The following is a 12,281-nucleotide window of genomic DNA, read 5'->3' on the forward strand; positions in this document are numbered from 1 at the left end:
CCTCCTTTTGTTTTCTAACGCTTTATTTGATTTTGTAATAGGTCAATGCAAGGGCCAAAGCGAGAATCGTCCCTTTTACGATATCCATCGCATAATAAGGCACACTCATCATCACAAGCCCGTTGGCCAGAATCCCGATCAGCACGGCACCGATAAACGTCCCGAAGGCATTGGGCTTCCCGGCTCCGAGGACGGCAAACCCGATAAAGGCCGCGGCTACGGCATCCATCAGATAGGGACCTCCGGCATTGATTTCCGCGGTCATGATGCGCGACGCGAGGATCATACCCCCGATTGCGGCAAACGTCGCAGACAGCAAATACGCAATCACTTTGTATTTGTTGACGGGAATACCCGACAGCCTTGCCGCTTCCTGATTCCCGCCAATGACGTACATATACCGGCCATGCTTCGTATACGTCAAAAAGATGTGCACGACGAGGACGGTAATCGCCATAATAATGATAATCCACGGGACGCGCCCAAGTGCGGCGAAGAGCGCAGGAATTTGCCCTTCGGCGAACGTGCCATCCGGCATGATCATGTTTTGGGACACGGTGGCACCACGTGTATAAGTCAGCGCCACACCCTGGATAATGAACATCGTCGCGAGCGTCATTAACAAATCAGGGATGCGCACTTTGACAATCATAAAGGCATTGAACGCGCCGACTGCGAGGGCTGCTAGTATCCCCGCTGCGATGGCGATCATCGTCGGCTGCTGGTACCAGACAAACATGGAAATGACCACAGCGTTCGCAAGCGATGCCACCGAGCCGACGGAGAGATCAAACCCGTTGACCGACAGCGAGATCGTAATCCCGACAGCAATAATCGTCACGATGGAAATGGAGCGTAAAATATTGATGATGTTCCCCGTAGAAAGGAAATTCGGGTTCATTAATGTGAAGAAGATAATGAGCACGACAATCAGAATCAGTGTTCCATAGCGGTACAAAAAATCGAAGAGGTCAAAGCCGGGCTTTGCCGTATTGGTATTGGATTTACTCACTTTCCCCGCCTCCAGTCGAATAAAGAAGCAACATTTCTTCGTTTGTTTCTTCTTTACGTACTTCTTTTACAATTTTGCCGTCATACATGACATAGATCCGATCACAGATCCCCATGATCTCAGACAGTTCACTGGATGCATAAATGACGGACTTTCCTTTTTCCGCGAGCTGTGTAATTAACGTATAGATGTCTTTCTTCGCCCCGACATCAACGCCCTTTGTCGGTTCATCAAACAGGTAAAGCTGCGCATCGGCGACGAGCCATTTGCCGATGGCGATCTTCTGCTGGTTCCCGCCGGACAGATTTTCAACGATCGTTTTCTCAGAAGGCGTTTTAACCCCGAGTTTCCCGATCATCTCCTTCGCCTTGGCAGTTTCTTTACGGAAATCGAGAAAACTGAACGCCTTTAAAAAATGATTCATACTGGCCGCACTGAAGTTGACCGTGACGTTCTCATGCACGAGGACCCCTTCCTTGCGGCGTTCTTCAGGGACAAGGGCCATCCCGGCGTTTACGGCGTCATACGGTGACTTCAGTTTCAGCGATTTGCCGTCCAGTGTAATTGTGCCGTCGAGCTTTTTTGTCTCGCCGAAGAGCGCTTTGCAAAACTCTGTTTTCCCCGCTCCGACGAGTCCTGCGATGCCGACGATTTCACCTTTTTTCGTATGAAGCGTGACGCCGTTGACCTTCTGATGATCATTCAGCTCTTTCACATCGAGCATAATCTCCCCGATGTCCGCCGTTCTCTCCGGAAACTGATCACCGAGTTTCTGACCAAGCATATGTTCAACCACACGGTTTATATTCGTATTTGCGATGCGTTCCTTAATGACAAACTGACCGTTTTTCATAATGGTAATCTCTTCACAGATCTCAAACAGTTCCGGAAGACGGTGAGAGATAAAGACGACGCCGACGTTGCGGCTGATCAGATCCCTGACGATCCGGAACAGCTCATCCGTCTCGGTCATACTGAGCGGTGCCGTCGGCTCATCGAGGACGAGCAGCTTGCAATCCCTTGATACAGCTCTTGCAATCAAAATCATTTGTTTCTCTGATAAGCTCAGTTCACTGACGAGCTTTCTCGGTGACACACTGACATGAATGCTGTCGAGGACTTCTTTTGCACGTGTGTAGATATGTTTCCAATCCACCGTCTGGCGTTTTCCAAGGTCACTGACTGTCTCATTTAACATGATATTTTCCGCGACACTCAAATACGGGATCAGAGCCGTGTCCACTTCCTGATACACAATTTGAATCCCGAGATCCTGAGCATCCTTCGGTGAGCGGATCGTCGCCTTTTCACCGTTCATGAAAATCTCACCGGTATAGTGATTGTAGGCCCCTGACAGAACCTTCATCAGCGTTGATTTGCCAGCCCCGTTGGCCCCGATCAGGGCGTGGGATACACCTGATTCCGTAATGAAATTCACCGAATCCAGGGCCTTCACACCAGGAAATTCAATGGTGATGTTTTTCATTTCAAAGACCGTCTTTCCCAATGAATCCGCCTCCTTTCAAAAAAGAGGAGGATGATTATCCTCCTCTCCTTTTGTCATTATTGATTTTGACTCTTCAATACTTCCATCCAGTCCTCAAGGAAAGAATCCGTCTCTCCCCAGCCCGGCACGATATCACTGAGTGATTCCATATTGACCGGTGTATCACTTGCCTGAAGCTGTTCCTGAGAAATCAGACTCGCTTCAAGGTCGTACGTGTCAGGTGTGTCTTCTCCGGCGAGCTTCTTCGCAAGGATACGCATGTTTACTGCACCGATTAACTGCGGATCAACGGTAGCCGTGTAAACCCAAGGGTTGCCTTCCTGCTGCATAATTTCAAGGTCGGCGTTCGATACGTCGATGCCGTAAATCTTGATTTCATCGCGGCCGGCTTCTGTGATCGCACGGGCAGCGCCAATGGCAAAGGCATCCCATGTTGCAAAGATCGCATCGATTTCGCCCTCACCTCTTGCATTCAGCATCGCGGCAACAGCGTTCTGTGTCTGAACGGTCGTGTCTTCCGCAGCAACACCAAAGCGGTCTACTTCATTCAACCCTTCAAATTCCTCCATGAATTCCATGTACACATTATTTCTGCGAACCATAGGCGGGAATCCATCCACCCACAAGTACACGATGTTCGCTTCCCCATCAAAATCTTCCACGAGCTGATCGAGTGCCAGGGTGGCAAGGGCTTCATCATCCTGAGACGTCACGGTTACGTTATCAATCTCCGTCAGCTCCGGAACGGAATCGAATGCGACGACTTCAATGCCTGCTGCACGGGCATCCTCAACGGCTTCAAATGTCGCATCATCATCACCGTGAGAGATAATCAGACCGTCCACGTCTTCTTGAATCGCCTGAGCAATGGCATCGTGGAACTGAGCCGTATTTCCGTTTGCCGTAAAGATATCCACATTAAATCCAAGAGAAGCTCCCTCTTCTCTTGCTCCTGCAAGGAACTGGGCAGTATGGTTATCGCCTCCGATTTTTCGGATGACACGAATATCAATCTCCTCATCACCTGCAAAGCGATCAGGCACACCTTCCATTGAAGCCCCGGCATTATCATTGCCATTTGCGTCGTTTTCCTCTGACTCATTACCGTCATTGTCTGCATCGTTTACATTATTGTTCATATTGGCATCATCTTCTCCACAACCGGCCAGTAAAACTGTCGAAACAGCAGCAACCAACAGCGACTTTCCAAGGATCCCCTTTTTCATTTTGTTTTGCCTCTCTTTTTAATTGATAAAGCGCTTTCACATTCATTACAAAAAATACACCACGTTATTTTTGTTTTATCAATGTTTTATTTCTGTTTTTATATATATATTTTGTTTCTGTTGGTTTTCAGTAATTATTTTGGATGAACCATAAGAAAAACAACGATAATCCAATATTAGACCGGATAATATGTAGTTTTGTGTGGTTTATAGGATTTCTTGGTATTTTAGACACCGTATGTATCTCGTTACGCCTGTTTCGAGCACACTTTCTTAAAAGACATGATATGAAGACGTAAAGGCAAACAAACCAGGCAGCCTCGCTCAAATGAGCAGGCTGCCTGGTTTGTCTAATCGAATTTCATTTGATGAATACATTCACCCGTGCTTTTCCTGCAGGATATAGCGCCGGTAATCGTCATAGGCGCCCGGGAAACAAAGCTTCATAAAGGCTTTCTTAAACGCGATGTTGTCGATGTCCATGTAGACGTTCGCATTGCGCGGGAGACCACTGTCAGCGAAAAGCGTCGCCTGCTTCTGCACAACAGTCTGGCCTTTACAGATCCCCTCAGTCTCAATCTGGAGGTTCGCGCCTCTCAGAATGTCGAACTCATCGGTCAGTTCCGGATCGATCGCCACCATGACCGTGACAAGGTCATGAATGATGACGCCTGTCTGTTTGATGAACTGCCAGTACATGTCCTGGTAGTGCTCGGCCATCTCACTGAGCATGCGCCCGGTCTCTCCGCACTCTTTCTTCAAAAAGAAGAGGTCGTCCAAGGTAAGCTTCGTCTGATGGGTGATGTCGAGGCCAATCATGTTGAACGTGACGTCTTCACCGATGGCGTACGTCTTTTGGACGGCGTCCGGGTCAAACCAGTAGTTGAACTCCGCTACCGGTGTCCGGTTGCCGCGGTGAACCCCGCCGCCCATGGACCAGATCGTCTTCACCTGCTTCATCGTCTCTTCGTCTTTCTCAATGGCAAGGGCGAGGTTCGTCATCGGCCCGAGCGAGATGATCTCCACCTCACCCGGGTGCGCCTTCACTGTCTCGAGGATGAAATCCACGGCGTGGGTATCACTTTTCTTGGACGGGTCAGGTGTGAGCGTCACGCTGCCGAGGCCCCGCTCCCCGTGCACCGTCGTCTTCAGCTCGTAGCCTGATGCCTGATCGAGCTGCATTAAGGATCCCGTCGCCCCCGGATAAACGAGGCAGTCCGCGTCCATGAGATTGACGATCCCAAGGGCGTTTTCCACACAGGGCTCGAGGCCGACATTGCCGGCGACGACGGTGATGCCAATGACGTCAAAACCTGAATAAGACAGCGCTGCGATAATCGCGTATGTGTCGTCGATGCCAGGGTCCGTATCGATGATGATTTTCCGTTTTGTCATAATGATGCTCCTTCTTTTCTGTAGTCGTGTATCCCGCTCTCAGTATAGACGATCAGACCCAAAACGTATAGACGCCTCAACAATAAAGAATCTAGTGTTTCCCGGGAACGAAGCGATAGCCAAACCCGCGGACCGTCTGAATATATTCAGGACGATTCGGGGTCCGTTCGATTTTTCGCCGGAGATGACTGATATGCACTTTCACCGTCTCCACATAACCTGTTGCATCCAAATTCCAGATCCGATCATACAGCTGTTCGTGTGTCCAGACCTGGTTAGGATGTTTCGCAAAATGCAGCAACAGCTTCATTTCTTTCGCCGTCAGGCTGATGGATTCCCCTTCCACTTCGCATTTACAGGCTTCGGGATCAATGACAAGATGCCCATAACGAAGTTTAGGGCCTTCAGACGAGGGGTTCATCGCATACATGCGGATATTGGCTTTGATCCGTGCTTCGAGCTCCTCAAAATCGAAGGGTTTCGTCATATAATCGTCTGCCCCCAGTTCAAAACAGGCCACCTTGTCCATCGTACTTCTCCTCACACTGAGAAAGATGACCGGTATCGACAGTTGGCTTCTTATTTCACGGCATACCTCGAGTCCATCCATGCCCGGCATCTCAATATCAAGAAGTATAAGATCCGGAACGGTATCCTGAATGAGCGAAAGGGCACGCTCTCCATCCTCAGCCAATATGGTCCCGTAGCCTTTACTCTTCAGATACAGATCGGTCATTTCCCTGAGTCCCTGTTCATCGTCCACGATCATAATCGTCTGCAAGGTCTTTCAGCTCCCTTCGGTTGATCATCGGAACGGTGATGAAAAAGGAGGTGCCTTTTCCCTGCTCACTTGTCACGTCAACTTCTCCTCCGTGGCTCTCGATAATCTGTTTGACAATGGCCAGTCCGAGCCCTGAGCCTTTCGGTTTAAACCCGCTGTGGTCCCCGGCCCTGTAAAACCGGTCAAACATAAAAGGAACGGCTTCTTTTGGAATCCCTGCCCCGTTATCGTGAATACCTATGACTAGCTTTCGTTCATTCAGATCCCACTCCGCTGTGATCCGGATTGTTCCGTCGTCCTCAGTCGTAAACTTGACTGAATTTACGATCAGATTCGAAAGCACCTGATCCATCCTTTCGACATCAACGTGGCAGTACCATTCCCTTTTGTAAGGTTCAAACGCCCCGATTTCAGGCCCTTCGTAACGGCGATGATGCTGTGTGACTTCAAAGCGGCATGTTTCATCCACCTTCGTCAGCCAATCCGAAACAGAGAAAGTCTCTCTTTGCAGAATCTTATGATCCTGTTCAAAGCGGGCCAAATCGAAGAGGTCTGAAATCAACCGGTTCAAAATCTGGATTTTCTTTTCCACTTGCTGGTGATAGTACGGATCATCCATGGCAATCAGCCCCGCCCTGACGGATTGCATATAGCTGTGAATCAGCGCAACCGGCGTTCCCAGTTCATGTGCAATGTTCGAGAGGAGCTGCTTTCTGGCATCCTCCGCCGCAACAAGGCTCTTATTCGCTCTCGTCAGTGCCTCATTTGATGTTCCGAGAGCTTTCGTTCGTTCTGCCACCTTCTCCTCGAGTTCAACGTTCAATGCCTTGAGTTCCTCATTCATCTTTTTGATCCGGATCAAGGTTCTCACTCTCGAAGTCAGTTCAAGACGTTCGCACGGTTTGACGAGATAATCATTCGCTCCTGCTTCAAAGGCAATCACTTTGTCATCCAGCCCGCTCTTTGCCGTAAGCATCAGTATCGGCAGATCGACGAGGGAAAAATCTTCGCGGAGCGAGACACACACCTCATAGCCCGAGATCCCCGGCATCATCAAATCAAGAATGATGAGGTCGAAGGATTCCGCTGCGATGAAATCAAGCACCTCTTCTCCGCTCGACGCAAGGTGCGTCTCATAACCTTCAAGACTGAGCTGATTCGTCAGGACTTGCAGGTTGACCGGCTCATCATCGGCAATCAGGATTCGGGCTTTGGCGCTGCCCACCGTATATCGCTGCGTATTTCTCTCTGCAGGCGGGGCCGTATAGACCTCCGGAATCTCCGTCGCCTCTCTCACGTCTTCCGACTCTTGATGGATTGGGAGTGCGAAGAAAAAGGATGCCCCTTCCTCGGTATCCGTATCCACCTCAAGCCGGCTGTCATGGAGCTCCAACAGCTGCTTTGTAATCGTCAGGCCGATCCCCGTTCCATCAGGCCGATGATCGGAAAGCTGATCGACCTGCACGAATGGATCGAAGATGGCGTCCCGCTCTTGTTTCGGAATGCCTATCCCCGTGTCTGACACTCGGACAGTCACAAACTTGCCTGCCGCTTTTGCAGAAAGAGTGATCCTTCCTTTTTCCGTAAACTTAATGGCATTTCCCACGAGGTTGTACAGCACCTGCTGGATCCGGTTCGGATCCGCTTTTACCCTCGGGAGATCATCGGGCATGTCGATCTGCATGAGAACCGGTTTCCCGGCAATCAACGGGCCTGTCACCGCGGTCACAAAAGACGCCAAATGCTTCACGTCAACTGCTTTCACATCGAGGCGGAGGGAACCGTGCTTCAGTTTGGAAAAATCCAAAATATCGTTAATCAGATGTGCGAGCCGGTTCCCGCTCGCCACAATCGTATCAAGCTGATCTTTCATGTCTTCAGGAGGCTCTCCCGCTGCACCTTCTTTCAGAGACTCGGCAATCCCGATCATGCCGTATAGCGGAGTCCTCAGTTCATGGGAAGTCACCGCAAGAAACTCATTCTTCAGGGCATCCGCTTTCCTGAGGTTTTCCAGTGCTTCTTGCTGACTTTCTCTCGCTTCTTCTTCCGCCGCGGCTTTCTCCTCTCGCATAATCTGTATTTTATCCGCCAAAGCCAAACTTAGCAGCACAACCTCCGCCGTCATTGCCCCCTGCCCCGCATACTCTGCGAACAGGGAATACGGAATTACCGCGGCCCGTTCAAGAATCGTCACTGTCACGCCGCTCAAAAAAATCAGCCAGCCGAGAAAGAAAAAACGCGCCTGCCTCACTCCGCGGATCAGGGACCGGAATGCCGTGATCAGGACCGTGACAAAGGTTGCTAAAGCCCCTGCAATCATGAGATTCAATGCCGGAATATGGGCGACAAACAAGAGCGCGATCACGACGCCGTGCCAAATGATCAAAAAGAATGCCATCTTTAAAAAGTACGGAAAATGTCGGTCCGTCTCCAAAAATGAGCGCGTGAAAAGCAGAATGAAAATGCTGCCGAGGCTGACCCAGAAAGGTGTGGAGATCAGGTTCCATCCCGGACTCTCCGGCCAGAGGTACTGAAACCCGACACCGTTGATTGAGATCTTACCCATCAATGTACAAAACATGGCAAGCACATAGTAGAGATAACTTCTGATCTTAAGACTGACAAACAAAAACAGATTGTACAGGATCATCACACCGACGATGCCATAGAAGATTCCAAGAAGAATCAGGTCCTGCTGCATCCGCTCCGTCTGATAGCGCGGCGTCTGGAGGGTGATCGGCGGGTGCAGATCACCCCCGCCTTTCGCACGGATCAGGTAGTGGGCCGTCTCGCTTTGCCCGACCGTCACAGGAAAGAGAAAATGCCGGTGTCTGACTTCCCGGTGATCAAAGGGGAACCCGACTGCTCCTGTCTCATAGAGTGGCACAGGTGTTTGATCCTCCACCTCGTAGACAGCCAGCTCGTAAATCAGCGGAAAGGCAAATTCAATCAGCCAGTCATCCTGATCGGATTGATTTTCAACCTGAACAGACAGCCAGGTCGCCGTCTTAAAAAAGCCGGACCGCTGATCCACCTCGCTGCTCTGGACAAACTCATTCCCAGAAAGGGCTTCGAGCGCATCCTCAGGCGTCATCGTACGTGAACGGTCTTTATACATCATCATGGACGGATAGAGATCGAGTCGCTCTGTATGGTCATTGAGTATGTATCGCTCATCCTCTGCCATCACGAATGCGGGCAAACTGAACAGGATCGCGATCAGTATAGCCTGGACTGTTATTCTGATGCATCGCACGTCATTCACCTGCCGCTTCGTTCGATTCAACGTTCTGTCTATCCTTCTATTATACTGATTAAAGTAAATATTTACATCATTTTGTGAAAGAAATGAAAAATCAGGGCTGTGAGGATCACCCTCGCAGCCCTGATTGAGAAGCAACCGTTACTTGTTCATATCCGCCACCTGCTGCATGGCAATGTTGCCTGCCACAGGGAACTTAAATCAGCTTCCCTGATACGCTTTTACCATGCAGTAGATCCAGATGATAAACCCGACCGGTGCGATGAGAAGGGAAATCAGCCAACCGATCAACGGGATAAAGCCGACCACCATGCTCACAACGAACAGTCCGAGCCAGATAAAGATCGACTGAAGCGCGTGATACTTAACGAATTTACTGTCTTTTTCGAGGACGAATAATAAGATGCCTGAAATAAAACCGAATGCATACGCAAGTAATCCTGCGAGATTCTGATCGAGCCCGGTAGAGCTTTTTCCGCCCCCGTCCTCCCTGAATACACCCTGTGGATCTGTTTGCACTTTGTCAGTCATTTCTGTTTCCTCCTTTTTCGTGATTTGATGATGATTTATTACTTTCATCATAACGCGCAAACGTTAAATCCAAGTTAAGCTTTGTATAAACAGTGAGTATTGTTTTTATTTTCAAAAATTTCTTGATACTTAACGCTACCTTAACCTTCACCTGCTAAACTTTGTCAATAACTGACGGATAGAAGTCATTTTTAAAGATAAACTACTAAAAGGAGTGAGCAGAATGATGAAAAAAGCATGGTGGATCATTGCCGGGACGCTCGTTTTAAGTGCATGCGGAAGCATCACGATCCCCGGAGACGATGACAGTGAGGTAAGCATTGATTTCGTCGGAATGGCTAGGGGCGACACAGAAGATGCCATAACCGTGACAGATGGGGAGGGAACCAGTCAATCGGTCGGGTTCAGTGTGGATGATGACGGTTTTTCCATGTCAGGAACAGGAGAAGACGGTGAAGAAACGTTCTCTTTTGGCAGCGGCGTTGCAACGGAACTGCATGAGGATTTCCCGGAAGATATCCCGTTTCCGGACAGCGCACAGTTTGTTGGCAATCAGCGCGTGGCCGATGGGCAGGAAGTGATGTTTACCGTGCAGTACCTGTTCAGTGAGGATGCAAAAGAGGTTTATGACCTCTACCGTGATTACGTCTCTTCACAAGGCTATGAGTCCATTCAGGAAATGGAGAGTGACGTCAACTACAGCGTCATGGGTGTCTCACCGGACGCTTCTCACAATGCCTCCTTTTCCCTGACGCACTATGCGGAAGACGAAGAGAACATGGCTATTGTGATCGTGATTATTGAAAACTGATCAAATTGGACAAAAAGAGGCCGGGACATGCCCCGGCCTCTTTCCTATCTTACTTATTCGACGACGGAATCATCCTCTTCATCAAGGTCTGTTTCCATATCGTCATTGTCATAATCGCCGTCTTCCGGCTCATTGAACTCCTCTTCGTTCACGTCGAGGTCCGTGCCGTTTTCTTCGTTCTCTGCATCGATTTCCACGTTTTCTTCCGTATCGAGGTTGTTGTCGAACCCGTTATTTTCTGTATTGAGGTTGCCGTCATCGTTGCCGCATGCCGCGAGCATCCCTACAGACAACAGACCTGCCATTGCGGATAAACTGATTTTTTTCTTCATTCTGAACATCCTCCTAATCGTTATGTTTCAAAGTGGTCTTTCAAGGTTGTCCTTGCAACCTGTGATCATCTTACACCCGGACAACTTTTGTCACAATGGGATTTACGCCTTTTACGTACTGTTTCACTGTTTTTGGATAATGTTGTGTGAAAGTACCGCATTACTGCTTAACATGTCCGTGTTTGTGCGTAACATCCCCCCCTTCCTCTCATCCGGCTACGGCATACGTAAAACCGCACCCTGCCTATGCAGGATGCGGTTATGATAAAAGGGGATTGTCATTTTACACATGTTCAAACAAAAGCGGGGGCTCCAGCTTACATGTCGTCGTTCATTGGATCGTTATCTTCCATCATTGGATCATTATCTTCCATCATTGGATCATTATCCAAGTTGTCGTCGAGGTCATCAACGTTCCCGCAGGCCCCTAAAAATCCGACTGTCAGCATCCCTGAGAGCATAGTCAATAGCAGTTTCTTCTTCATGAGTTCATTCCTCCTAGAATTTTCAAGATTATTTTTCACGTTCTCTCCACATTACCTGGTCATCTTACATATCATCGTTCATCGGGTCATTGTTTTCCATCATTGGATCGTCATTCAAATCATCATTCAGATCATCAACGTTGCCGCACGCGCCCATGACACCTAACGCCAACATGCTTGAAAACAATCCGATCAGTGCTTTCTTTTTCATCGTATGCATCCTCCTTTTTGGTTTTTGCCAGATGAGTTCGACAGCTCTTCTCGATTCGCGGTGATTCACGATGATCTCTCATCGTCTGTTAGTCTATTTCACGTTAGGGGGTCTGTAAAACCCTCTTGCCGGTTTTTAGATATTCTACCATTGCCTTTACATATTCTCCGGCAATTCTGTCATCTGACTGACATAAAACAGCCACCTGCAAGGTAAGGGGGTACCTGCAGGTGGCTGGACGTACTCGCTTCAATTGTCTTCCTTGTCACCAAGGGCAAACATCAGCTCCGCTTCTGCGACGGTCTGGCCGTCCACGGATGCCGTTGCCTTCCCTTTCCCGATCGGTCCTTTAAAGCGGATGATCTCCACTTCAAGCTTCAGCTGATCTCCGGGTTTGACCTGTGCTTTGAATCGGCATTTATCAATACCGGCAAAAAACGCAAGCCGTCCGCGGTTTTCTTCGGGCTTCAGCATTGCCACAGCGCCTACTTGGGCGAGCGCTTCAATGATCAGGACGCCGGGCATGACCGGGTAATCCGGAAAGTGGCCGTTGAAAAATTCTTCATTCGCGGTCACGTTTTTAATGCCTGTCGCTGACTTGCCTTCTTCGACGTCAAGGATCTTATCCACGAGCAAAAACGGATAGCGATGCGGGATAATCTCTTTGATTGCCGTAATATCGAGCTCCATAATTATGACCTCCTCATAATTGTTGCTGCTATTTATTG

General features: G+C 49.2%; 12 protein-coding genes. 1 reads left to right on the top strand and 11 read right to left on the bottom strand.

Annotated elements, in window-relative coordinates:
- Nucleotides 1-22: 22 nt before the first annotated feature.
- From BSEL_RS15800 to BSEL_RS15830, 7 genes are all read right to left on the bottom strand, one after another.
- On the bottom strand, nt 23-1,012 hold the full coding sequence (locus BSEL_RS15800; protein ID WP_013174008.1) for an ABC transporter permease: 990 nt from the start codon (nt 1,010-1,012) through the stop codon (nt 23-25).
- On the bottom strand, nt 1,005-2,519 hold the full coding sequence (locus BSEL_RS15805; RefSeq protein WP_013174009.1) for a sugar ABC transporter ATP-binding protein: 1,515 nt from the start codon (nt 2,517-2,519) through the stop codon (nt 1,005-1,007). Before BSEL_RS15805 ends, BSEL_RS15800 begins: the two co-directional genes overlap by 8 nt.
- Before the next feature lie 56 nt (nt 2,520-2,575).
- Entirely contained in the window at nt 2,576-3,745 is a 1,170-nt protein-coding gene (locus BSEL_RS15810; RefSeq protein WP_013174010.1) for a sugar ABC transporter substrate-binding protein, read from the bottom strand.
- 378 nt (nt 3,746-4,123) lie between these two features.
- Entirely contained in the window at nt 4,124-5,140 is a 1,017-nt protein-coding gene (locus BSEL_RS15815; protein WP_013174011.1) for a nucleoside hydrolase, read from the bottom strand.
- Between the two features lie 91 nt (nt 5,141-5,231).
- Nucleotides 5,232-5,921, bottom strand: coding sequence for a response regulator transcription factor (locus BSEL_RS15820; RefSeq protein ID WP_013174012.1), 690 nt, complete (start codon nt 5,919-5,921; stop codon nt 5,232-5,234).
- Nucleotides 5,893-9,207: an ATP-binding protein gene (locus BSEL_RS15825; RefSeq protein ID WP_013174013.1), complete on the bottom strand. Its 3,315-nt coding sequence runs from the start codon at nt 9,205-9,207 to the stop codon at nt 5,893-5,895. The genes BSEL_RS15820 and BSEL_RS15825 overlap by 29 nt, the downstream gene beginning before the upstream one ends.
- A 177-nt stretch (nt 9,208-9,384) precedes the next feature.
- A complete protein-coding gene (locus BSEL_RS15830) occupies nt 9,385-9,714 on the bottom strand; it encodes a DUF4870 domain-containing protein (protein WP_013174014.1) in 330 nt (109 codons plus the stop codon).
- Nucleotides 9,715-9,937: 223 nt separating this feature from the next.
- On the opposite strand from BSEL_RS15830, the gene BSEL_RS15835 reads away from it, so the two are divergent.
- Nucleotides 9,938-10,525 carry a hypothetical protein gene (locus BSEL_RS15835; RefSeq protein ID WP_013174015.1) on the top strand — a complete coding sequence of 196 codons (588 nt, stop codon included), beginning with the start codon at nt 9,938-9,940 and terminating at the stop codon, nt 10,523-10,525.
- 53 nt (nt 10,526-10,578) lie between these two features.
- On the opposite strand, the gene BSEL_RS15840 is transcribed toward BSEL_RS15835, so the two are convergent.
- The 4 genes from BSEL_RS15840 to fabZ all read right to left on the bottom strand — a co-directional run bounded on the left by BSEL_RS15840 (nt 10,579) and on the right by fabZ (nt 12,243).
- Nucleotides 10,579-10,857: a hypothetical protein gene (locus BSEL_RS15840; protein WP_013174016.1), complete on the bottom strand. Its 279-nt coding sequence runs from the start codon at nt 10,855-10,857 to the stop codon at nt 10,579-10,581.
- A 317-nt stretch (nt 10,858-11,174) separates the two neighbouring features.
- Nucleotides 11,175-11,342: a hypothetical protein gene (locus BSEL_RS17900; protein ID WP_013174017.1), complete on the bottom strand. Its 168-nt coding sequence runs from the start codon at nt 11,340-11,342 to the stop codon at nt 11,175-11,177.
- A 64-nt stretch (nt 11,343-11,406) separates the two neighbouring features.
- Nucleotides 11,407-11,553, bottom strand: coding sequence for a hypothetical protein (locus tag BSEL_RS17905; protein WP_013174018.1), 147 nt, complete (start codon nt 11,551-11,553; stop codon nt 11,407-11,409).
- A 249-nt stretch (nt 11,554-11,802) separates the two neighbouring features.
- On the bottom strand, nt 11,803-12,243 hold the full coding sequence (gene fabZ, locus BSEL_RS15845) for a 3-hydroxyacyl-ACP dehydratase FabZ (protein WP_013174019.1): 441 nt from the start codon (nt 12,241-12,243) through the stop codon (nt 11,803-11,805).
- Nucleotides 12,244-12,281: the final 38 nt, after the last annotated feature.

It is taken from the genome of [Bacillus] selenitireducens MLS10, assembly GCF_000093085.1.
Classification (GTDB): domain Bacteria; phylum Bacillota; class Bacilli; order Bacillales; family Salisediminibacteriaceae; genus Salisediminibacterium; species Salisediminibacterium selenitireducens.